This is a genomic window from Ruegeria sp. N11 (genome assembly GCF_056531525.1).
Genome location: NZ_JBQFLX010000001.1, coordinates 291,788 through 313,187 on the forward strand (window position 1 = coordinate 291,788; position 21,400 = coordinate 313,187).

General features: G+C 59.5%; 20 protein-coding genes. 13 read left to right on the top strand and 7 right to left on the bottom strand.

All coding sequences use genetic code 11. From position 1 onward, the window contains the following. Positions 1-58: 58 nt before the first annotated feature. The 4 genes from nagA to ACR0J8_RS01530 are packed head-to-tail and all read right to left on the bottom strand — an operon-like array spanning position 59 to position 3,859. Positions 59-1,201 (bottom strand): N-acetylglucosamine-6-phosphate deacetylase, encoded by a 1,143-nt coding sequence (gene nagA, locus ACR0J8_RS01515; protein ID WP_480525603.1) that lies wholly within the window; start codon positions 1,199-1,201, stop codon positions 59-61. Beyond that, positions 1,198-2,226 (bottom strand): SIS domain-containing protein, encoded by a 1,029-nt coding sequence (locus tag ACR0J8_RS01520; RefSeq protein ID WP_480525601.1) that lies wholly within the window; start codon positions 2,224-2,226, stop codon positions 1,198-1,200. The genes nagA and ACR0J8_RS01520 overlap by 4 nt, the downstream gene beginning before the upstream one ends. A 21-nt stretch (positions 2,227-2,247) precedes the next feature. Next, positions 2,248-2,997, bottom strand: coding sequence for a GntR family transcriptional regulator (locus tag ACR0J8_RS01525; protein ID WP_170609757.1), 750 nt, complete (start codon positions 2,995-2,997; stop codon positions 2,248-2,250). Beyond that, positions 2,984-3,859, bottom strand: a complete 876-nt coding sequence (locus ACR0J8_RS01530) for a glucosamine kinase nucleotide-binding domain-containing protein (protein ID WP_480888763.1) — start codon at positions 3,857-3,859, stop codon at positions 2,984-2,986. Before ACR0J8_RS01530 ends, ACR0J8_RS01525 begins: the two co-directional genes overlap by 14 nt. A gap of 167 nt (positions 3,860-4,026) precedes the next feature. On the opposite strand from ACR0J8_RS01530, the gene ACR0J8_RS01535 reads away from it, so the two are divergent. The 6 genes from ACR0J8_RS01535 (at position 4,027) to ACR0J8_RS01560 (ending at position 10,051) form a co-directional block, all read left to right on the top strand. Continuing rightward, positions 4,027-4,914, top strand: a complete 888-nt coding sequence (locus ACR0J8_RS01535) for an N-acetylmuramic acid 6-phosphate etherase (RefSeq protein WP_480888765.1) — start codon at positions 4,027-4,029, stop codon at positions 4,912-4,914. Positions 4,915-4,938: 24 nt separating this feature from the next. Further along, positions 4,939-6,192, top strand: coding sequence for an ABC transporter substrate-binding protein (locus ACR0J8_RS01540; RefSeq protein ID WP_321251978.1), 1,254 nt, complete (start codon positions 4,939-4,941; stop codon positions 6,190-6,192). A 71-nt stretch (positions 6,193-6,263) separates the two neighbouring features. Further along, complete coding sequence (locus ACR0J8_RS01545; RefSeq protein ID WP_170609749.1) at positions 6,264-7,178, top strand: carbohydrate ABC transporter permease; 915 nt, start codon at positions 6,264-6,266, stop codon at positions 7,176-7,178. A 10-nt stretch (positions 7,179-7,188) separates the two neighbouring features. Beyond that, the gene (locus ACR0J8_RS01550) at positions 7,189-8,028 is read left to right on the top strand and encodes a carbohydrate ABC transporter permease (RefSeq protein ID WP_480888767.1); all 840 of its coding nucleotides are present in this window, start codon (positions 7,189-7,191) and stop codon (positions 8,026-8,028) included. Further along, a complete protein-coding gene (locus ACR0J8_RS01555; RefSeq protein WP_480888768.1) occupies positions 8,025-9,059 on the top strand; it encodes a Gfo/Idh/MocA family protein in 1,035 nt (344 codons plus the stop codon). Before ACR0J8_RS01550 ends, ACR0J8_RS01555 begins: the two co-directional genes overlap by 4 nt. Further along, on the top strand, positions 9,056-10,051 hold the full coding sequence (locus ACR0J8_RS01560; protein WP_480888770.1) for an ABC transporter ATP-binding protein: 996 nt from the start codon (positions 9,056-9,058) through the stop codon (positions 10,049-10,051). Before ACR0J8_RS01555 ends, ACR0J8_RS01560 begins: the two co-directional genes overlap by 4 nt. 149 nt (positions 10,052-10,200) lie before the next feature. Here ACR0J8_RS01560 and ACR0J8_RS01565 read toward each other — a convergent pair whose 3' ends face one another. Beyond that, positions 10,201-10,764, bottom strand: coding sequence for a tetratricopeptide repeat protein (locus ACR0J8_RS01565; protein ID WP_480888771.1), 564 nt, complete (start codon positions 10,762-10,764; stop codon positions 10,201-10,203). Between the two features lie 30 nt (positions 10,765-10,794). Then, the gene (locus tag ACR0J8_RS01570; protein WP_170609741.1) at positions 10,795-11,283 is read right to left on the bottom strand and encodes an Lrp/AsnC family transcriptional regulator; all 489 of its coding nucleotides are present in this window, start codon (positions 11,281-11,283) and stop codon (positions 10,795-10,797) included. Positions 11,284-11,385: 102 nt separating this feature from the next. Between ACR0J8_RS01570 and putA the strand changes: the two genes are divergently transcribed. The 3 genes from putA to ACR0J8_RS01585 are packed head-to-tail and all read left to right on the top strand — an operon-like array spanning position 11,386 to position 15,941. Continuing rightward, a complete protein-coding gene (gene putA / locus ACR0J8_RS01575) occupies positions 11,386-14,787 on the top strand; it encodes a bifunctional proline dehydrogenase/L-glutamate gamma-semialdehyde dehydrogenase PutA (RefSeq protein WP_480525591.1) in 3,402 nt (1,133 codons plus the stop codon). Between the two features lie 42 nt (positions 14,788-14,829). Continuing rightward, positions 14,830-15,573, top strand: a complete 744-nt coding sequence (locus ACR0J8_RS01580) for a rhomboid family intramembrane serine protease (protein WP_480888773.1) — start codon at positions 14,830-14,832, stop codon at positions 15,571-15,573. Then, on the top strand, positions 15,570-15,941 hold the full coding sequence (locus tag ACR0J8_RS01585) for a GFA family protein (RefSeq protein WP_480888774.1): 372 nt from the start codon (positions 15,570-15,572) through the stop codon (positions 15,939-15,941). The genes ACR0J8_RS01580 and ACR0J8_RS01585 overlap by 4 nt, the downstream gene beginning before the upstream one ends. Here the strand turns inward: ACR0J8_RS01585 and ACR0J8_RS01590 are convergent. After that, positions 15,917-16,756, bottom strand: a complete 840-nt coding sequence (locus ACR0J8_RS01590) for an IclR family transcriptional regulator (protein ID WP_480525585.1) — start codon at positions 16,754-16,756, stop codon at positions 15,917-15,919. The two genes, ACR0J8_RS01585 and ACR0J8_RS01590, sit on opposite strands and share 25 nt — an antisense overlap. A 199-nt stretch (positions 16,757-16,955) precedes the next feature. Here ACR0J8_RS01590 and bhcA point away from each other — a divergent pair, with 199 nt between their 5' ends. The 4 genes from bhcA to bhcD all read left to right on the top strand — a co-directional run bounded on the left by bhcA (position 16,956) and on the right by bhcD (position 21,353). Further along, positions 16,956-18,146 carry an L-aspartate--glyoxylate aminotransferase BhcA gene (bhcA, locus tag ACR0J8_RS01595; RefSeq protein ID WP_480888776.1) on the top strand — a complete coding sequence of 397 codons (1,191 nt, stop codon included), beginning with the start codon at positions 16,956-16,958 and terminating at the stop codon, positions 18,144-18,146. 9 nt (positions 18,147-18,155) lie between these two features. Beyond that, positions 18,156-19,127, top strand: a complete 972-nt coding sequence (gene bhcB / locus ACR0J8_RS01600; protein WP_480525581.1) for a beta-hydroxyaspartate dehydratase BhcB — start codon at positions 18,156-18,158, stop codon at positions 19,125-19,127. Positions 19,128-19,138: 11 nt separating this feature from the next. After that, positions 19,139-20,302, top strand: a complete 1,164-nt coding sequence (gene bhcC / locus ACR0J8_RS01605) for a 3-hydroxy-D-aspartate aldolase BhcC (RefSeq protein WP_480525579.1) — start codon at positions 19,139-19,141, stop codon at positions 20,300-20,302. 85 nt (positions 20,303-20,387) lie between these two features. Then, positions 20,388-21,353 carry an iminosuccinate reductase BhcD gene (gene bhcD / locus ACR0J8_RS01610; RefSeq protein ID WP_480525577.1) on the top strand — a complete coding sequence of 322 codons (966 nt, stop codon included), beginning with the start codon at positions 20,388-20,390 and terminating at the stop codon, positions 21,351-21,353. Positions 21,354-21,400: the final 47 nt, after the last annotated feature.

A 21,400-nucleotide genomic window follows, 5' to 3' on the forward strand; every position in this document is an offset into this window, starting at 1 on the left:
AGCGATGCATCTGACCGCGTCAAGCGCAGTTCGCCGGGTGGAAATCAAAAAACCTGCCTCAGGCAGAGGGCAGGCTTTTGGACAACCACGTAAAGGATTTCAGGTCAGAAGATATCCGGATCAATGTGTCCGCCTGCAAGGGCGCAGGCGGCAACCCGATCATCCGTGCAGGTGTTGTTGTCGCGGCCACAAGAGCGTCCTGCAAGGGCACACCGACCTGTTCAGCCAGGGTTCTGACAGCGGTCGTCAAATCCAGATCGGCGCCAGCCAAAGTTCCATCGCCAAGGGTCAGACGCCCATCTGTGCGCGTTATGCGACGCCCCTCCAGTTTGAATTCGGCTTGATCCGTTCCGGCCACAGCCATTGCATCACTGACAAGAAAGATCCGGCCGGGTCCGGTTTTGGCGGCCCAGGCGGCCCGCATCACTTCGGGATGCACATGAATGCCGTCGGCGATCAGGCCTGCAGACAAACCACCATTGGCCAAGGCGGTGCCGACAAGGCCAGGTTCACGATTGCCCATCTGGCTCATCGCGTTGAACAGATGAGTGACGCAAGATGCCCCAGCTTTGGCATAGCGCTGGCAGGTTTCGAAATCCGCATCGCTATGGCCCAGCGACACCAGTGCGCCGACCTGCTTAAGTTCCATGACCTGTTCCAGTGTCACCGCCTCGGGGGCGAGCGTCACTTTCAGGCATGGCAGCAACTCGGCCGCCCTGATCAGCGCATCAAGGTCCGCATCCCCCATGGACCGGATCAAAGAAGCGTCATGCGCCCCTTTTCGGGCAACCGACAGGTGCGGCCCTTCCAGATGAAGGCCGGCAATGCCGGGAACCCCTGACCGGATCGCCTGAACAGCGGCCTCGATGGCAGCCGCCGTCTTCTCTGCCGTGTCGGTGATCAGCGTCGGCAACAGATGCGACACACCAAGCCGCTTGTGTGCCGCAGCTATCCGGCCAAGAGTTTCGACGGAGGGGTCGTCATTGAACATCACCCCGTCCCCGCCGTTGACCTGAAGGTCGACATATCCAGGGCTCAGGATATCTCCGCCCAGATCAACGATGACCCCTTCGTCCGATGCATCCGATTCGCGCCCAAGAATAGTCAGGTTCCCATCGACGAGCCGCACCGGCCGATCGCTCAGCAACTGCGTACCGTCAAATATTTTTCCGTTTCTGAATGTTATCGCGCTGGCGCTCATACCGTCTCGGTCACTTTCTTCAGATGTCGCGGGGTATCGGGATCAATTCCGCGATTGTCAGCTACAGCTTCGACCATGCCATAAAAGGCCGTGATCGCCGTTATCGGATCTGTCAGCCAGTGATCGGTGCGCACAACCGGCAAGGGTTCGGCCCGTTTGACCTTGTCCGTCGCTGCAAACACGGTCGCTCCTTTTTCTGCCAGTGCATCGGCCGCTTCAGCCGCATTTTGCTCGGCGGCGTCGCGGGCGGCAAACACAATTGTTGGGAACCCCTCGTCGACAATGGAGACAGGCCCATGCAGCACCTCGGCGGCCGAGTAGCTTTCGGCGTGGATCTGGCAGGTTTCCTTGATCTTGAGGGCCGCTTCGTTGGAGATCGCCAGCGAGGGTCCGCGGCCAAGAGTAAACAGCGACCGTCCGTCGATGGCCCCGGCTGCGGCAGACCAGTCACATCGCGCGGCGGCGGCCAGATGATCTGGCAGCGCGTGAATGGCGCGCAACAGCGCCGCATCACCCTTGATCTCGGCCAGCAGCCACAGCCCGGCAACAAGCGATGTTACAAATGTCTTGGTGGCCGCCACGCTCAGCTCGGGGCCCGCGTGGATCGGCAATACCGCGTCCGCCACCTCGGCCAGGCGCGATTCTGTGTTGTTGGTGATCGCCATCGTAAGCGCGCCTGACGCCTTGAGCGATCGGGTCATTCCGACAATATCCGGGCTTTGACCCGACTGGGAGACCGACAGGCACAGCGTTCCGTCCGCTTTCAGATCAACGCCATAAATTGAGCTGACGGAGGGCCCGACCGAGGCCACTGGCAAACCCAGCAGTAGCTCGCTGGCGTATTTCAGATAAGTGCAGACATGATCGGACGAACCGCGCGCCACTGACACCAGAAAACGCGGATCGGCATCGCGCGCCAGTTGGGCCGCCGTCTGGATCTGGGACGCGCCCTGAGACAGCAGCCGTTCGACCGCGTCGGGGATTTCCAGAATCTCCCGGCGCATTTTTGTGGTTTCTGCGGACATAAGAGTACCGGCCTTTCCGTGTTACAACCGCAATTCGGCTACGAAATCGTAGGCGTCACCGCGATAGAGGGATCGGGTCAGTTCCGCGACCCGTCCGTTTTTCAGAAATGATATGCGTTCTATGTTCAGCCCTGCCGCCCCTTCGGGAACAGCCAGCAAATCCGCCTCGCGCGCCGCCAGGTTGAGGGCTGAAATCTTCTGCACCGCACGAACCGGGCGATGCCCCAGATCGTCGAGCACTTCATACAGGGATGTGGTCACTTCGATCGGGTTGGGCAGGATGTCCAGCGGCAAGGCTGCCCGTTCCAACGCCAGCGGTCGGCCATCGGCCTCACGCAGGCGATAGATACGGGAAATCTGCTCGCCCTCGGACAGGTTCAGGGCGTTCACTTCCTCGGCAGACGGCTCGAACACTCCGCGCTCAAGCCACTTCGAGGTGGTTTGCATGCCCCGGCTGGCCATGTCCTCGGTGAAGGATGTCAGGTGCGTCAGCGACTGCTCGACACGCGGCAATCGCTGACGGATGAACGAGCCCGAGCCCTGCCTTTGCTCGATGACACCCTCTTGCACCAGCTCCTGAATGGCCTTTCGGATGGTCACGCGCGAAAGATCTGTTATTTCAACCAGTTCCCGCTCGGAAGGCAGCGAAGAGCCCGGCGGCAGCACGCCGGTATCGACACCTTCCTGCAATCTGCGTCGCAGTTGCACATAACGGGGACCGTTGTCGCGGCCCAGCCACGCGTCGGGGCGCAGGAAATCAGTGATACTCATGCTGAACCTCCCTCGCCAGTTCCAGTGCCCCTGCCATAGGCTCTCCCAATGGCGGGCGAATGCAGGATTGCATATCCGGCGGCAGATAGTCGGCATAGTGCTTTGCAATACCGCCGGTCAGGCAAATCGTGACGCCGCTTTGCCAGCCCAATTGACCAGCGGTTTCCACGACATAATCCGCCCCTGCCCGCATGATCCGCACGGCGACGACGTCGCCGTTTCCGGCAGCTTTCGTGACCTGGGGCGCGAGTTCGCCGAACTGAAATGGTGTGGCCCTGCCGGCAAACTGCACGATACCGGGCGCGCCCCCAAGATCGGACAACAGGCTTCGCGTCAGGTCGGACCGGGGATGAACGCCATCAAGTGCGCTCAGCGTTCGGGACAATGCTTGCCGGCCAACCCATTGCGCCGATGCCTCATCACCAAGAACGGGGCCCCAGCCACCCGCGAACCGCATGACGCGGTTCCGCTGCGACGCCAGGAACGAACCGGTTCCGCAATGGACCACGACGCCATCCTGCGCGCCCAGCGCGCCCCGAACCGCAGCAGGCCTGTCGTCTTCGACACGCGCGCAGGCAAACCCCACCGCATCTTTAAGTCTTTGCGCCAAAGCGGCATCTGTCACACCGGCGAGGCCAACAAACGCAGGCAGGCCGATCAACGAACGGGGATCAACGCCAAGCTTTCCCGCCAACGCGTCAAGCCCGGCCCGAATCTGACCCACGGCACCATTAAAATCCGTTGAAACATTCGCAGAGCCAGCTTCAACCTGGCAGACACTGCCCGCAATGGCGCAGGCAACGCGGCATCGCGTTCCACCACCATCCACGGCCAAAACAGCATCTGCAAGGGACTCAGTCATGACAATACCATTATAATACCTTTAAGCTTTTTGAAAGACTGAATTAGACCGAAATCAACAAGAAACTGCCAATTATCGCGCCAAGCGCCGGGAAATCATGAAAAAAATAAAGTCTTGGACAATTGGTATTAAATAGGTATTGTAAACCGATCAACAGGGGGAATCCTTTGACGCTGCCATCAACAGAACAAGTGCACAGCGCTGCCGCCAACCTGGATTCGGGCGACCTTTCCGCCTCGGCATTGCTGCTGGCCGAGGGCCAGATAGCGGCGGCGCAATCCGTACGTGACGCGGCCGACGCGATCGCAAAGGGTGCGCACGCAATGGCACGGACGATTCAGGCTGGTGGAGTTCTGCACTACACCGCCGCCGGATCTTCCGGCCTGATGGCCGCAGCAGACGCGCAGGAACTGGGCGGAACCTTTTCGATACCGTCTTACCAACTTCGCATTCATATGGCCGGTGGCCTTCCGACTGGGGTGGAAATGCCCGGTGACGCCGAAGATCTGCAGGACGGGCTTGACCAGGCCTTCAGCGCGTTAAGCAAGCGGGACACGGTCATCGCGGTTTCAGCCAGCGGCTCAACGGCCTTTACGGTGGCAGCCATCGAGATTGCCCGCGCGCGCGGCGCCTGCGTGATCGGTATTGCCAACAATGCCGGCAGCCCACTTTTACAGAAGGCCGACATACCGATCCTGCTGGCAACACCGCCCGAACTGGTTTCGGGTTCGACCCGCATGGGGGCCGGAACCGCGCAGAAGATCGCCCTGAACATGCTGTCGACGCTGATGGCACTGGAACTGGGTCATGTTCACGACGGCATGATGGTCAACTTGCACGCCGACAATGACAAGCTGCGCGCCCGGGCCACCGGCATCGTTTGCCGCATCGCCCGCGTCCACAGCGAAACGGCCAACCGGGCGCTGGCGATTGCAAAAGGCGAGGTAAAACCCGCCATTCTGATCGCGGCGCTTGACCTGACCTTACTCGAAGCAACCGCGCGACTGCGCAATGCAAATGGAAATCTGAGCGCCGCACTGGCGCAGGACACATGACTGCTAACCAACTGGGAGAGAGAAATGACATATAGAAGTCTGAAACTGGCCTTGCTCGGCTCGACGCTGGCCGCGACCGGCGCCATGGCCGAGGATGTGACGCTGACCATCGAAAGCTGGCGCAATGACGACCTGACTTTGTGGCAAGAGCAGATCATTCCGGCGTTCGAGGCCGCAAACCCGGGCATCAAACTGCAATTCACCCCGTCGGCCCCGGCAGAATACAACGCGGTTCTGAACTCGAAGCTCGATGCAGGTTCGGCCGGAGATCTGATCACCTGCCGTCCTTTTGACGCTTCTCTGGCCCTGTACGAAGCTGGTCACCTGACCGATCTGTCCTCGGTCGAGGCGATGAGCAACTTCTCGGACGTGGCCAAGTCCGCGTGGCAGACGGATGACGGCTCGGCCAGCTTCTGCGTTCCGATGGCGTCGGTGATCCATGGTTTCATCTACAACAAGGATGCGTTTGCCGAACTGGGTATTGAAGTCCCAACCACAGAAGATGAATTCTTTGCCGCGCTCGACAAGATCAAGGAAGACGGCAGCTACATCCCGATGGCGATGGGCACCAACGACCAGTGGGAAGCCGCCACGATGGGCTATAACAACATCGGTCCGAACTATTGGAAAGGCGAAGAAGGTCGACAGGCCCTGATCGCGGGCGAACAGAAACTGACCGATGAGCCGTGGACGGCCCCCTACGCCACTCTGGCACGTTGGAGCCAATATCTGGGTGACGGGTACGAGGCGCAGACCTATCCTGACAGCCAGAATATCTTCACGCTGGGCCGTGCTGCGATCTACCCTGCCGGTTCGTGGGAGATTGCCGGTTTCAACTCGCAGGCGGATTTCGAAATGGGCGCGTTCAAGCCCCCGGTCCAAAATGCGGGCGATACCTGCTACATCTCGGACCACACCGATATCGGCATTGGCATGAATGCTGCCACCGATCATCCCGAAGCGGCAGAAACCTTCCTCGCCTGGGTCGCAAGCCCCGAGTTCGCCGAGATTTTCGGCAACGCCGTGCCCGGCTTCTTCCCGCTGTCAAACACTCCGGTAGAACTGCAGGACCCGCTGGCCAAGGAATTCGTCGGCTGGCGCGACGAGTGTGAATCGACCATCCGCTCGACCTATCAAATCCTGTCGCGCGGCACGCCGAACCTTGAAAACGAAACCTGGGGCGCATCGGTCGCCGCCATCAAAGGTGCCAGCACCCCCGAGGAACTGGGCGCAGAACTGCAGGAGGGTCTGTCCTCCTGGTACGCGCCGCACCAGTAAGTCTGGCCTCAACCTTACCCGGGCGGCGATGATCGCCCGGGTATACCCGACACTCCATTGAAAGCAGTCCGATGAACCGCCCCCGCTTCCGCTGGCATATCGTTGTTTTTCTGGCACCCGCCGTGCTGGTTTACACCGCAGTGATGATCTTTCCGCTGTTCAACACGCTGCGTCTGGCGCTTTACACCGAAATCGATCAGAGCCGCGTCTTCGTTGGATTGCAGAATTTCCAAACGCTGTTTTTCGACCCCATCTGGTCTGAACAGTTCTGGAACGCATTGGGCAACAATTTCTGGTTCTTCCTGATCCACATGCTGGTGCAGAACCCCATCGGGATCGCTCTGGCCGCCCTGCTCAGCCACCCGCGCCTGCGATTTGCGGCACTGTACCGGTCGGCCATCTTCATCCCCACGATCCTGAGCTTCGTGATCGTCGGGTTCGCGTGGAAGCTTATCCTGTCCCCGATTTGGGGCATCGCACCGTCCATGTTGGACGCCATCGGCCTCAAGTCTCTTTACGCACCGTGGCTGGGGAAAGAGGAATACGCGTTGACCACACTGGCGCTGATCTCGGTCTGGCAATTCGTGGGCATCCCGATGATGCTGATCTACGCCGCCCTACTGACCATTCCGGAAGAAATTCTCGAGGCCGGAGAGATCGATGGCATCACCGGTGCCGCCGCATTCTGGAAAATCAAACTGCCGCTGATCCTGCCGTCGATCGGGATTATCTCGATCCTGACTTTCGTAGGCAATTTCAACGCGTTTGACCTGATCTATGCGGCCCAAGGTGCATTGGCTGGCCCCGATTTCTCGACCGACATTCTGGGCACATTCATGTACCGCACCTTCTTCGGCTTCCAATTGCAATTGGGCGATCCGCATATGGGGTCCGCAATAGCCGGTGCGATGTTCGCCATCATCCTCGTCGGTGTCTGCATCTACCTGTTCGGCATCCAGACCCGGATGCGCCGGTATCAACTGTGAGGGTCAAGCGATGAACAAAGCACGTCATAACCCCCTCAATATGTACGCGATGCACGGCGCGCTGATCCTCTACACGTTGATTGCCCTGTTCCCGGTCTTCGTGATCCTGATCAACAGCTTCAAATCCCGCCGCGCCATCTTTCGCGAACCGTTGGCTTTGCCGAATTCGGAAAGCTTTTCGATGATCGGCTATGAGACGGTGATGAAGCAGGGGGATTTCTTCCTTTATTTTCAGAATTCGATGATCGTCACCGTGGCATCGTTGTTCTTTATCCTGCTGTTCGGTGCCATGGCGGCCTATGCACTGTCCGAATACCAGTTCAAGGGCAACCTGGTGATGGGCCTGTACCTGGCGCTTGGGATCATGATCCCGATCCGCATCGGCACCGTCGCGATCCTTGAGATGATGGTGGCAACAGGGCTGGTGAACAACCTCTGGGCGCTGATCCTTGTTTATACAGCGCAAGGTTTGCCGTTGGCGGTGTTTATCCTGTCGGAGTTCATGCGACAGGTCAGCGATGACCTGAAGAATGCCGGCCGCATCGACGGGCTGTCGGAATACACGATCTTCTTCCGGCTGGTGCTGCCCCTCGTCCGCCCTGCCATGGCAACCGTGGCCGTGTTCAACATGATCCCGATCTGGAACGACCTCTGGTTCCCGCTGATCCTTGCCCCGGCTGAAGAAACCAAAACGCTGACGCTGGGCAGCCAGGTCTTCATCGGCCAGTTCGTCACCGATTGGAACGCTGTTCTGTCGGCGCTGTCCATGGCGATCCTGCCGGTGCTGATCCTGTACGTCATCTTCTCGCGCCAGTTGATCCGCGGCATTACATCCGGAGCTGTCAAATGACCCGTGTTCTGATTGCAGGCCTTGGCAATATGGGGCTGAGCCACGCGCTGGCTCACCACCACCATCCCGACGCCCAGATCGGCGGATTGGTGAACCGGTCCGGCCGTGTGGATCACCCCGAGCTTGCCGGTTATCCGGCTTATTCGGACTTCGCAGCGGCGCTGGCCGAAATAAAACCGGATCTGGTGGTGGTCGCCACCTACTCGGACAGTCATGCCGACTACGCCTGCGCGGCGATGGAAGCTGGTGCGCATGTGTTCGTTGAAAAGCCTCTTGCCACCAACGTCGCTGACGCACGGCGCGTGGTTGAAACCGCCACTCGACTGAACCGCAAACTGGTCGTCGGGTATATCCTGCGCCACCACCCGTCATGGATGCGGCTGATTGCCGAGGCGCGTGATCTGGGCGGGCCTTATGTGTTCCGCCTGAACCTGAACCAGCAATCTTCGGGCGCAGAATGGGAGACGCACAAAGCGTTGATGCAGACCACCTCGCCCATCGTTGACTGCGGCGTGCACTATGTCGACGTGATGTGCCAGATCACCGACGCGCGCCCTGTTCGTGTGCATGGCATGGGCTTGCGCCTGTCCGATGAGATCGCGCCTGACATGTACAATTACGGTCAGTTTCAGGTGATCTTCGACGATGGATCGGTCGGCTGGTACGAGGCGGGCTGGGGCCCGATGATGTCCGAAACCGCTTTCTTTGTGAAAGATATTGTATCCCCCAAAGGGTCCGTTTCGATCACGGACGGCAACAAGGGCGCTTCCGCCGATATCGATGGCCATACGAAAGTCGGCGGGCTGCTGGTCCACACGCCGGAGGGAGACCGCACAATCGAAATGCCCGATGAACCCGGCCATCAGGAGCTTTGTGACGCCGAACAGGCCTATATGCTGCGCGCCATTGCCGAAGACATCGACCTGACCCGCCATATGACCGACGCCGTACAGTCGCTCGCCATCTGTCTGGCCGCGGATGAAAGCATCCGGACCGGCCAACCCGTTTCCCTTGAGGAGCCCGCACAATGACCGCTCTGACCCTGACCAATGTAAACAAATCATTTGGCAATGTGCATGTCCTGAAAGACATCACGCTTGAAGTTGAAGAAGGTGAATTTGTCGTCTTCGTCGGCCCATCAGGTTGTGGCAAATCAACCTTGCTGCGTGTGATCGCTGGGCTTGAGGATGCATCCTCGGGCGAGATCAGCATCGGCGGCCAGGAGGTCAACCTTGTTCCGCCCTCCAAACGCGGGATCGCGATGGTGTTCCAGAGCTATGCGCTCTACCCTCACCTCAGCGTGCGCGGAAACATGACGCTGGCGCTGAAACAGGAAAAACAGCCCAAAGCGGTAATCGAGGAACGCGTCGCCAATGCCAGCCGGATGCTGAACCTTGAGCCGTATCTTGATCGCTTTCCGTCTGAACTGTCAGGTGGCCAACGGCAACGTGTCGCCATCGGCCGGGCGATCGTCCGCGAACCCAAGCTGTTTCTGTTTGACGAACCGCTTTCGAACCTGGACGCCGCGCTTCGCATGAACACAAGGATCGAGATCGCCAACCTGCATCGCGCTCTGGATGCATCGATGATCTATGTGACCCATGATCAGACCGAGGCCATGACGCTGGCCGACAAGATCGTCGTTCTGCGCGACGGTCGGGTCGAACAGATCGGTAGCCCGATGGAATTGTACAATAACCCGGCCAACCAGTTCGTTGCTGGCTTTCTGGGCTCACCCTCGATGAATTTCCTGCCGGAAGATCTGGTCCATGGCGAAGGGCAGAACACCATCGGCATCCGTCCCGAAGACCTGTTCCTGTCCGACGGTGGTCCCTTGGCCGCGCGAGTGAGCCACGTTGAAAAGTTGGGCGGCGATACGAATGTCATTGCAAAAGTGAATGAGCATTCGGTGACAGCCCGGTTGTTCGGCCAACATGCCATATCGGAAGGGGAAGAACTGCACCTGTCGTTCTCTCCGGATAAAGCCTATCGGTTTGACAGCGACGGAATGCGCCTGCGGTGACGCGCGGTGCCAACAACGTGTTCGGATAACCGCCGATTATAGCAATCGGTACTATTCGCAACGGCCTTGACCCATACGCATCGAAGAAGGTTACCGGGGCATTCAGTTTCTCAAGCCGCCCCAAACATTTTTCACAGGATGACCAATTGTCAGATATCCTCGCCCGGGGGTTCCAGCGGTCCGCCCGGCCCGGCCAGATGACGCTCGGCCAGCCACGGATTTAGAACCAGCGCTTCATCAAGCGCTTCACGCGCCTGATCTATTCTGTGCAACCCAAGCAGTGTCAGCGCCCGGCCGCTGATCGCCGCGACATGGTTGGGCAAAAGCTCGATTGCCCGGTCAAGGTCAACCAGGGCCGCCTTGAAATTGGAACGCAGATAATTTGCGAAAGCCCGTTGATTGTAGCCTTCGGCGTAGGACGGGCAATAATCAATCAACCGATCAAATTCCTGTATCGCGCCTGACAGATCGCGACGTTGGATGCGCGCCATGCCGCGGTCCAGCATGGCTTGTGCATCTTCATCGGGCGCATCCCGCCACAACTCCCACATCAGGCCAGAAATCTCACGCGCGGCCTGTTCGCTTGGTGCCTGTTGAACCTGCGAGATCAGCAGGTCGACGTCTTCGACATGGTCGGGCGCTGGCGGACATTGTTCAGCGTTGGCAACCGAAGCGGCCAGTACGGCAATCAGAGGCAGGGCATAAAGTTTCATCTGCCAATGATGGTGCATCCCGGGGTTTCGTCAACCGATCCTTTCGATGGCCCCTGACAATCCGGTTTCCTTCACGGCCTCCATCGCGACAAAAGTCGATGTATTCGCCACGTGTGGCAGGGACGAGATCTTTTCCGCAAGGACCGCCCGGTATTCAGACATGGACCCTGTGCGGACTTTGAGAAGGTAGTCGAAGTTCGAGGCGATCATATGCGCCTGCTCGATCTCGGCCACCCGGCGCACCGCCGCGTTGAACTCGGCCAATGCCTTTTCTCGCGTGTCGGACATGCGTACCTCGACGAACGCGACATGATCCAGTCCAAGGCGGATAGGATCCAGCAGGGCGCGATAGCCCGTGATGATGCCTTCAGCCTCAAGCCGTTTCAGCCGCGCCTGTGTCGGCGATTTCGACAATCCGATCCGCCGCGCCAAGTCCGCGACGGATACCCGTCCGTCCTCTGCCAGAATCGTCAGAATTGACTGATCGAACCGATCAATATCCAAAAAGTCTTTTTGCATCGCACTTACCCGAAAATACGGTCTATTTACCCAAGTATTGCCAATAATCAGTCGATTGTCCCGAAATTTCGACGGTATACTCATCAAAAGCCCGGAGGAAAAATGTCACACAACCTGCGCTCTGTCATCGACAGCCAAACTTATGCCGACCAGGACACCGTACTGGAACGCCTGACCGAACAGGCAAATCTGACGGTTGCCGACCGAAACGCCATATGCGCGGCGGCGGCGCAACTGGTGCGTGATATCCGATCCAGCACATCGCCGGGCATGATGGAGGTGTTTCTGGCCGAATACGGCCTGTCCACGGATGAGGGCATCGCGCTTATGTGTCTGGCCGAAGCCCTGTTGCGCGTCCCGGATGCCGACACTATCGATGCGCTGATCGAAGACAAGATCGCACCGTCGGACTGGGGCAAGCATCTGGGCCACTCCTCGTCCTCGCTGGTCAATGCGTCGACCTGGGCGCTGATGCTGACGGGCAAAGTGCTGGATGAAGACAAGGCATCGCCCGTGGGTGTGCTGCGCAGTGCAATCAAGCGGCTGGGGGAACCGGTGATCCGAACCGCCGTCGGACGTGCGATGAAAGAAATGGGGCGTCAGTTCGTTCTGGGCGAAACCATTCAGTCGGCCATGTCGCGCGCCAAAGGGATGGAGACGAAGGGTTACACTTATTCCTATGACATGCTTGGCGAAGCCGCCCGGACCGAGGCGGATGCGGCGCGTTATCACCTGTCCTATTCCCGCGCGATCACCGCGATTTCCGATGCCTGCACCCATGACGACATCCGTGCCAACCCCGGCATTTCAGTGAAACTGTCCGCTCTGCATCCGCGCTATGAACTGGCGCAGGAGCAACGGGTGATGGATGAACTCGTTCCCCGCTTGCGCGCGCTGGCATTGCTGGCCAAAGCCGCGGGGATGGGTCTGAACGTGGACGCGGAAGAAGCAGACCGCCTGTCCTTGTCGCTGCAGGTGATCGAGGCTGTCATGTCTGAACCCGCATTGGCGGGTTGGGACGGCTTCGGCATCGTTGTTCAGGCCTACGGTCCCCGCGCCGGGCTGGTTCTGGATACGCTTTATGAAATGGCCGAACGTCACGACCGCAAACTGATGGTGCGGCTGGTAAAAGGCGCCTATTGGGATACCGAGATCAAGCGGGCTCAGGTCGAGGGCATGAACGGGTTCCCCGTCTTTACTCGCAAAGCCGCAACCGACGTCTCGTACATTGCCAACGCCCGGAAGCTTCTCGGCATGACGGACAGGATTTATCCGCAGTTTGCCACGCATAATGCCCACACCGTCAGTGCGATTCTGCATATGGCCGACGACCAGCCGTACGAGTTCCAGCGCCTGCACGGCATGGGCGAAACCCTGCACCGGATCGTCAAGGACAAAAGCAACACGCGCTGCCGTATCTACGCCCCGGTTGGCGCGCATCGCGATCTGTTGGCCTATCTGGTGCGGCGGTTGCTGGAGAACGGTGCGAACTCGTCCTTCGTGAACCAGATTGTGGATGAGGACGTCCCCCCGGAAGAAGTTGCAGCCGACCCGTTCGTATCCATTGAACACGCTGTCACGCCGCTGACCACCGGTCCCGATCTGTTCCAGCCCGAGCGAAAAAACTCGGTTGGGTTCGACCTGCATCACACGCCCACGCTGGACAGGATCGACGCCGCAAGGGACAGGTTCCGGGCCCATCACTGGTACGCACAGCCCCTGCTGTCCGACAACGCTGCGCCCAAAGCGGATGAGCCGGTTATTAACCCGGCGCAACCGATGGACAGGCCCGGAGCGGTTGCCCCCGCCAGCGCAGACGATGTCGAACTGGCCCTTGCGTCAGCGGCACCGTGGCAGGCCCCTGCTTCCGAGCGCCGGGAAACCCTGAACAGGGCAGCAGATCTTTATGAACAGAACTTCGGGGAGCTGTTTGCCCTGCTGGCACGGGAAGCCGGTAAGACCCTTCCCGACGCGGTAGCCGAGCTGCGCGAAGCCGTCGATTTCCTGCGCTATTATGCGGCCAACATTCCCGATGCCAAACCGGCCGGAACCTTTACCTGCATCAGTCCGTGGAATTTTCCGCTGGCGATTTTCTCGGGTCAGATTTCGGCGGCGCTGGCGACCGGCAACGCCGTTCTGGCCAAGCCTGCACCGCAAACACCGCTGATCGCCCATCGGGCCGTGCAATTGCTGCACGAGGCCGGTGTGCCCCGCGATGCCCTGCAATTGTTGCCGGGTGGGCCCTCGGTTGGCGCAGCTCTCACCTCTGACCCGCGGGTATCCGGTGTGGCCTTTACCGGCTCGACGGCGACGGCACTGAAAATCCGCGCCGCAATGGCAGAAAACCTGCGCCCGGGCACACCTCTGATTGCGGAAACCGGCGGTTTGAATGCGATGATGGTCGACAGCACCGCGCTTCCGGAACAGGCCGTGCAATCCATCATTGAAAGCGCGTTTCAGTCCGCTGGCCAGAGGTGCTCAGCCTTGCGCTGTCTCTATGTGCAGGAAGATATCGCCGACGACCTTCTGAAAATGCTCAAGGGTGCCATGAATGCCCTGCAATTGGACGATCCGTGGCTAATTTCGACTGACAGCGGCCCGGTGATCGATGAAACCGCGCGGCAGGGTATTGCCGACCATGTGGCCCGTGCCCGCGCCGAAGGCCGCGTATTGAAGGAAATGCCCCTTCCACCTGAAGGCACATTTGTTGCTCCGACCCTGATCGAAGTGTCAGGCATCACCGCACTGGAGCGCGAGATCTTTGGACCCGTTCTGCACGTCGCCCGCTTTAAGGCCGCCGAAATCGATCAGGTGATCGCGGATATCAACGCGACCGGCTATGGCCTGACATTTGGCCTGCACACCCGGATTGACGACCGTGTTCAACACGTGACCGAGGCGGTGCATGCCGGAAACATCTACGTAAATCGCAACCAGATCGGCGCGATTGTCGGCTCGCAACCATTTGGAGGAGAAGGGCTATCCGGCACCGGCCCCAAGGCGGGCGGGCCAAACTACATGGCGCGCTTCTGCGCGCCGGACAGACAGAAGCGCCCGGGTCAATGGGACTCAATCATGACAACGCTGCCCAAACCAGAAGGACAAGCCGCGCCAACTCGGACACGCTCCTTGCCCGGCCCGACCGGCGAATCCAACCGCCTGAGCGAAACACCTCGCGCGCCCCTGCTGTGCATGGGACCCGGTGAAGACGCCACTCAGGCACAGGCGGAGGCTGTAAAGGCCCTTGGCGGCACCGCCATCTGCGCAACCGGCAACCTGGACCTGCACCGGATCGAAAACCTGACCGGGATTTCGGGCGTGTTGTGGTGGGGTGACGAAGAAACCGCCCGGCAAATCGAACGCCTTCTGGCGCGACGGGACGGTCCGGTCCTGCCCCTGATCCCGGGCTTGCCCGACCGCGCCCGCGTGTTGGGAGAGCGACACGTCTGCGTCGATACAACCGCCGCCGGAGGAAACGCGGCCCTTTTGGGGGGTGCGGCGTAAGCATGTCTTGACGCTGGGCCGGGAAAAGCCCAGCGTCGCCCCATGTTTCCGATCCGAGATCACAACCCTTCGGGGCGCACGCCGTATGTCGTCTATATTCTGATGGCGGCCAATATCCTGATTTTCCTCAGCTATGTCGGCGTTATGGACAACGCGCGAGTGATCAACCAGCTTTACTACGACTATGCAGTCATCCCCGCGCGCATTGCGGACGGGTTCAGCTTTGAAACCCTGGTGACCTCGATGTTCTTGCACGGCGGCTGGATGCATCTGGCGGGGAACATGCTGTTTCTGTGGATCTTCGGCGACAATCTGGAAGACGAAATGGGCCACCTGCCCTTTCTGCTATTCTATGTACTGTCGGGCATCGGAGCAGGCCTGATTCATGTCCTGACGGCGCCAGACTCCATCGTGCCGACCATCGGAGCCTCTGGCGCCATTGCCGGTGTCATGGGCGGTTACCTCTTGCTGTTCCCCAAAGCGCGGGTCGATGTTCTTCTGATCCTGATCATCTATTTCCGCGTCTTCACCATTCCTGCCTTTATCATGCTGGGCATCTGGCTGGGGATGCAGTTTTTGGGAAGCCTGGCCAGCAACCCTGATGAGGGTGGTGTCGCCTACTGGGCGCATACCGGCGGCTTTGTGGTCGGATTGGTGCTGTGCATTCCGGTTTGGCTGCGCCGGGGCGGACCCGGTTTCTGGAACCGGACCCAGGGCCACCCGCCCCACCCCGAACACAAGTACAAGCTGACCCAATCCCGCATTCCGAAAGTGCCTCGCAGATGACCAGAATGACAGCCACCTGCCATTGCGGCGCAGTCGAAATCGAGGCCGAGTTTCCTGAAGGCCTGTCCTCGGCCGCCCGTTGTGATTGCTCATTCTGCCTGCGGCGCGGAGCAGCGGCGGTCACTGCGACCACCGAAAGTTTGCGCGTATTAAAGGGTGCTGGGAACCTCGGCCTGTACACCTGGGGCACACACACGGCCAAGCATCACTTCTGCAAGACCTGCGGCATCTACGTGTATCACCAGCGCCGGTCCGACCCCGCCGAATGCGGCGTCAATGTGGGTTGTATCGAAGGCGGCAATCCCCGCGCGCATGGGCCAATACCTTGGAACGACGGCGTCAATCACCCGTCTGACAGATCGGAGTGATCCGGGGTGCGCCCCCCGCTCAGGAACGTGATTTCAGCGGCGGCCTTTGTCACAAGGTCTGCCAGTTCCGGCGCACGTGTTTCGTCAAACCGCACCGACGGGCCTGAGACAGATATTCCTGCGCAGGGTTCACCCCGGTCATTGTAGATCGCGGCACCGATGCAGGACATACCTTCATACCGCTCTTCCCTGTCCAGCGACCAGCCACGCCTGCGCGTCTCAAGCAAATCCAGCAACAACTGCGGTTCGGGCACGTGCGTATGCTGGGTGAAGGCGGTCAGTTCCGTGCCGCGCAGGGCTTTTTGCAGTGAAGCTTCCTTCATAGCCGCCAGAATGGCTTTGCCTGTTCCTGATGCGTACATGGGTGTTCGCGCCCCGGGCGGAAAGAAAGCGCGGATCGGGTTCGATGTTTCAACCTGCCCGACAAAGACAACCTCGGCGCCATCCGGTACGGCCAGATTTGCCGTTTCGCCACTGTCCTGCATGAGACGGCGCAAAATGGGACGGCCGATCTCCAAAACACTGTTGCGCCGCAAAAAGGATGCGCCGGTCCGGTAGGCTTCGATCCCGATCATCCATTCCTGCCGCTCATCGTCAAAAGTCACATAGCCGTGCTTTTGCAGGGTCGTCAGAATCCTGTGTGTCGTAGCCGTGGGCACATCGATTTCACGGGCCAGATCGCTGAGGGCCGCGCGTTCGAAACGGGCAACCGCGCTCAGAACGCCCAGCGCGCGGTCCAGCGATTGCATGGTCCCGGCCGAACTTTCCTTGAACAGGGATTTTGGTCTGCCGCGTGGCCGCTTTTGATTGTTCATTTCTGCTTCCTGTTCGAAGTTTTGCCTAGCCATAGATTGAATTTTTTCGGGTCATATTCCGCCTTACAAATTTGAGAAACTGAAAATCTCATAATTTCAAGGTATTACATATTTAATTGCAAAAATGAAAATATTTTTCAAGAAAATTGCAAGCTGACGCCTGCGCAGTCACAATTCTGTCAAAGCGGAGGACTCAGTCATGTCAAACCAGAATCCGGTCTTCATACCCGGCCCGACCAACATCCCCGATCGTCTGCGTCTGGCCATGCATGTTCAGACACAGGATCACCGTGCGCCGGATTTCGTCGAAACCTTTGCCCCCGTGCTGGAGGACACTAAGAAGGTGTTCGGCACCACCGAAGGCAAGATCATCACATTCCCGGCCAGCGGAACCGGAGGGTGGGAAGCGTCGATAACCAACACGCTCAGCCCTGGCGACAAGGTTCTGGTCGCGCGCTATGGCGTTTTCAGCCACCGCTGGATCGACATGTGCGAGCGGCACGGGCTGGACGTGCAGGTCATTGAATGCGCTTGGGGCAGCGGCGCGCCGGCGGATCAGTTCCAAGCCGCCCTTGCTGCGGACACGAACCACGAAATCCGCGCTGTACTGGTCACTCACAACGAAACGGCGACCGGTGTGCGCTCGGACATCGCAGCGGTTCGCAATGCTATGGAGGCGGCCGGCCATCCGGCGCTTTTGATGGTCGATTGCGTCAGCTCGCTTGCCTCGATGCCGTTCGAATTTGATCAATGGGGAGTCGATATCGCCGTGTCGGGCTCGCAAAAGGGGTTCATGCTGGCAACCGGAATGGCGATCCTTTGCGCCAGCCCCAAGGCGCTGGAAGCGATGCAATCCGCGAAACTGCCGCGCACCTTTTTTGACTTCCGCGACATGCTTGCAGCCAACGCATCCGGCGGCTTTCCATATACCCCGCCCCTGCAACTGATCTACGGTATGCGGGAAAGCCTGAAAATGTTGTTCGAAGAAGGGCTCGAAAATGTCTACGCCCGCCACTTCCGTCTGGCCGAGGGTGTTCGCCGGGCCGTGGATGCGTGGGGGTTGAAGCTGGTGGCGCAAAGCCCGGATCTGTTTTCGGATACCGTTAGCGCGGTTCATGTTCCGGATGGGTTTGACAGCAACGCGCTGACCGACCACGCCTTCAACGCCTTTGGTGTCTCGTTCGGTGTTGGTCTGGGGCAATTGAACGGAAAGGCGTTCCGTATCGGGCATCTGGGATCGCTGACCGACGTTATGGTTCTGTCTGGCCTCGCCACGATCGAGATGGCCATGGCCGATCTGAACTACCCCATCAAACTGGGCAGCGGTGTTGCCGCGGCACAGGATTACTATCGCAGTGGTCCGTCCGGCCATGCTCAGGCTGCAGCGTAGGAGGCGAAGATGCTGGATCAAGTCACCGCAGCCGATCTGATCATCGCCGACATGCGCGCGGCGCGTGAGCGGATCAAACCCCATATCCGCCGCACCCCGGTCATGCGTTCGGAATATCTGGATGACCTCACCGGAGCGCAGTTGCACTTCAAATGCGAGAACTTTCAGGAAGCCGGAGCCTTCAAGGTGCGCGGTGCTTGCAACGCCGTCTTCGGGCTGAGCGACGAGAAGGCAACCAACGGCGTTTGCACGCATTCCAGTGGCAACCACGCCCTGTCCCTGTCCTATGCGGCGGGCCGGCGAGGCATTCCGTGCAACGTGGTCATGCCCCGCACTGCACCGCAGGCCAAAAAGGACGCGGTGCGCCGCTATGGCGGTACGATCACCGAATGCGAGCCGTCGACTTCGTCCCGCGAAGCAACGTTTGCCGAAGTACAGGCCCGAACCGGTGGCGAGTTCGTGCATCCCTATAACGATCCTCGCGTCATTGCGGGTCAAGCGACATGTTCGGCGGAATTGCTGGAACAGACGGATGGCGTGGATGCCGTCATTGCCCCGATCGGCGGCGGCGGCATGGTGTCGGGGACTTGCCTGACCGTCTCCAACCTGGCCCCTGAAACCGCGATTTACGCGGCTGAACCGGAACAGGCGGATGACGCATATCGCTCGTTCAAAGCCGGTCGGATCATTGCAGATGACGCGCCCAAGACGGTGGCCGACGGCCTGCTGGTGCCCCTTAAAGAAAACACATGGCATTTCGTTTCAAACCACGTGACCGACATTTTCACCGCGACCGAGGATGAGATCGTCGATGCGATGAAACTGACGTGGAAGTACCTGCGCGTGGTGATGGAACCTTCGTCGGCGGTGCCGCTGGCGACCATTCTCAAAAACCCCGAAGTGTTCCGGGGCAAACGCGTCGGGGTGATCATTACCGGCGGAAATGTGGATCTGGACAAGCTTCCCTGGCTGGCAGGGTAAGGAGGATGACAATGAACAAACCTTTGAACATGGACGAACTGGAAGTTGGCTTTGACGTCCCCGCCGCCATTGGCATGGATGAAAGCGAAATCCAGACCCCCTGCCTGATCCTGGACCTTGACGCGCTGGAGCGGAACATCCGTAAGATGGGCGACTATGCCAAGGCACACGGGATGCGCCACCGGGTGCATGGCAAGATGCACAAATCGGTGGACGTTGCCAAACTGCAGGAAGAGCTCGGCGGCGCGGTTGGCGTGTGCTGCCAGAAAGTGTCCGAGGCCGAGGTGTTTGCCCGCGGCGGCATCAAGGACATTCTGGTGTCAAATCAGGTGCGCGACCCGGCCAAGATCGACAGGCTGGCGCGACTGCCAAAATATGACGCCCACGTCATCGTCTGTGTGGATGACATCGACAACGTCGCCGATCTGTCCGCCGCGGCAGTGCGGCACGGAACGGAACTGAGTGTTTTTGTCGAAATCGACTGCGGTGCGGGGCGCTGCGGTGTGACGACAACAGCAGATGTGGTCGCGATTGCGCAAGCCGTTGATGCCGCTGACAACCTTAAGTTTCTGGGCATTCAGGCCTATCAGGGCGCAATGCAGCACATGGACAGTTTTGACGATCGCAAAGCCAAGCTCGATGTTGCAATCGCCATGGTGGCGGATGCGGTGCAGGGGCTGAAGGCCGTCGGACTGGAACCTGAACTGGTTTCGGGCGGTGGCACGGGGTCTTACTACTTCGAATCCAATTCTGGCGTTTACAATGAACTTCAGTGTGGGTCCTACGCCTTCATGGATGCCGACTATGGCCGGATCCTCGACAAGGACGGCAATCGGATCGATCAGGGGGAATGGGAGAACGCGTTCTTCATCCTGACCAGCGTGATGAGCCATGCCAAAGCCGACAAGGCGATCTGCGATGCAGGTCTCAAGGCCCAGTCAGTCGATAGCGGGCTGCCCTTTATCTATGGGCGCGACGATGTGGAATACATCAAATGCTCGGATGAACACGGGGTGATTTCCGATCCCGGCGGAGCGCTGAAGGTGAATGACAAACTGCGGCTGGTGCCCGGCCATTGCGACCCGACGGCCAACGTCCATGACTGGTATGTTGGTGTGCGCGACGGCAAGATCGAAACCCTGTGGCCGGTTTCTGCCCGTGGCAAAGCCTACTGACCGGTATCCAATCTGACATACGGGGCAGTTTATAATCTGCCCCGTTTGCTACGCTCTCCGCCAACATTCAGGAAAGGCGCAAACGATGTATATCGTTCCCGAAAAGGAAATCGGAGCCCTGATGGGCCGAAAGGAAAGCTATGCGGCTGTCGAACAGGTATTTGCCGCGATGGCGTCTGGGGATGCCTACAACTTTCCGGTTGTGCGCGAAGCCATTGGCCATGCGGATGCACTATATGGGTTCAAAGGCGGATTTGACCGGGTGGGTATGACCTTGGGACTGAAGGCCGGGGGATACTGGCCCAACAATCTGGAAACGCACGGTGTGATCAACCATCAGTCTACCGTTTTCCTGTTCGACCCGGATACCGGACGGGCCAAAGCAATGGTTGGTGGCAATCTGCTGACCGCCCTTAGAACCGCAGCGGCCTCGTCCGTGTCGATCAACCATCTGGCCCGGAAGGATGCCAAGGTGATCGGCATGGTTGGCGCAGGGCATCAGGCTGCCTTTCAACTGCGGGCGGCGCTGGAACAGCGCAAGTTTGAAAAGGTCATCGGCTGGAACCTGCATCCCGAAATGCTGTCCAATCTCGCCAAGGTTGCCGAAGACGCGGGATTGCCGTTCGAGGCCGTGGACCTGCCGGGTCTGGCCGACGCGGATGTGATCATCACCATCACGTCGTCCTTCGCGCCTTCACTCCTGTCGCAACATGTGTCGGATGGCACGCATGTCGCGTGCATGGGCACCGACACGGTTGGCAAACAGGAAGTGGAAACTGATCTGATCATTCGCGCCAGTGTCTTCACGGACGAAGTCGCGCAGGCGGTGACGCTGGGTGAGTGCCAGCACGCGGTGGCGGCTGGGGCAAAATCCGAAAAGGACATTCGTCAGATCGGCGAGGTCATCAACGGCACGCATCCGGGGCGCACCTCGGCAGAGGAGGTCACGCTATTCGATGGTACAGGCGTGGGCCTGCAGGATTTGGCCGTCGCCAGCGCGGTGGTCGATCTGGCCATCGAAAGCGGCGTCGCCATCGAAGTCGACTTCTGAAACGAGAAACGCGCCCTGATTGGGGCGCGTCATCGAAAATTTAGCTG

Excerpts from the sequence above, each read along its gene's own strand:
- nagA (WP_480525603.1), bottom strand. The coding sequence starts at position 1,201 with ATGAGCGCCAGCGCGATAACATTCAGAAACGGAAAAATATTTGACGGT.
- ACR0J8_RS01520 (WP_480525601.1), bottom strand. The coding sequence starts at position 2,226 with ATGTCCGCAGAAACCACAAAAATGCGCCGGGAGATTCTGGAAATCCCC.
- ACR0J8_RS01525 (WP_170609757.1), bottom strand. The coding sequence starts at position 2,997 with ATGAGTATCACTGATTTCCTGCGCCCCGACGCGTGGCTGGGCCGCGAC.
- ACR0J8_RS01530 (WP_480888763.1), bottom strand. The coding sequence starts at position 3,859 with ATGACTGAGTCCCTTGCAGATGCTGTTTTGGCCGTGGATGGTGGTGGA.
- ACR0J8_RS01540 (WP_321251978.1), top strand. The coding sequence starts at position 4,939 with ATGACATATAGAAGTCTGAAACTGGCCTTGCTCGGCTCGACGCTGGCC.
- ACR0J8_RS01545 (WP_170609749.1), top strand. The coding sequence starts at position 6,264 with ATGAACCGCCCCCGCTTCCGCTGGCATATCGTTGTTTTTCTGGCACCC.
- ACR0J8_RS01550 (WP_480888767.1), top strand. The coding sequence starts at position 7,189 with ATGAACAAAGCACGTCATAACCCCCTCAATATGTACGCGATGCACGGC.
- ACR0J8_RS01555 (WP_480888768.1), top strand. The coding sequence starts at position 8,025 with ATGACCCGTGTTCTGATTGCAGGCCTTGGCAATATGGGGCTGAGCCAC.
- ACR0J8_RS01560 (WP_480888770.1), top strand. The coding sequence starts at position 9,056 with ATGACCGCTCTGACCCTGACCAATGTAAACAAATCATTTGGCAATGTG.
- ACR0J8_RS01565 (WP_480888771.1), bottom strand. The coding sequence starts at position 10,764 with ATGAAACTTTATGCCCTGCCTCTGATTGCCGTACTGGCCGCTTCGGTT.
- ACR0J8_RS01570 (WP_170609741.1), bottom strand. The coding sequence starts at position 11,283 with ATGCAAAAAGACTTTTTGGATATTGATCGGTTCGATCAGTCAATTCTG.
- putA (WP_480525591.1), top strand. The coding sequence starts at position 11,386 with ATGTCACACAACCTGCGCTCTGTCATCGACAGCCAAACTTATGCCGAC.
- ACR0J8_RS01580 (WP_480888773.1), top strand. The coding sequence starts at position 14,830 with ATGTTTCCGATCCGAGATCACAACCCTTCGGGGCGCACGCCGTATGTC.
- ACR0J8_RS01585 (WP_480888774.1), top strand. The coding sequence starts at position 15,570 with ATGACCAGAATGACAGCCACCTGCCATTGCGGCGCAGTCGAAATCGAG.
- ACR0J8_RS01590 (WP_480525585.1), bottom strand. The coding sequence starts at position 16,756 with ATGAACAATCAAAAGCGGCCACGCGGCAGACCAAAATCCCTGTTCAAG.
- bhcA (WP_480888776.1), top strand. The coding sequence starts at position 16,956 with ATGTCAAACCAGAATCCGGTCTTCATACCCGGCCCGACCAACATCCCC.
- bhcB (WP_480525581.1), top strand. The coding sequence starts at position 18,156 with ATGCTGGATCAAGTCACCGCAGCCGATCTGATCATCGCCGACATGCGC.
- bhcC (WP_480525579.1), top strand. The coding sequence starts at position 19,139 with ATGAACAAACCTTTGAACATGGACGAACTGGAAGTTGGCTTTGACGTC.
- bhcD (WP_480525577.1), top strand. The coding sequence starts at position 20,388 with ATGTATATCGTTCCCGAAAAGGAAATCGGAGCCCTGATGGGCCGAAAG.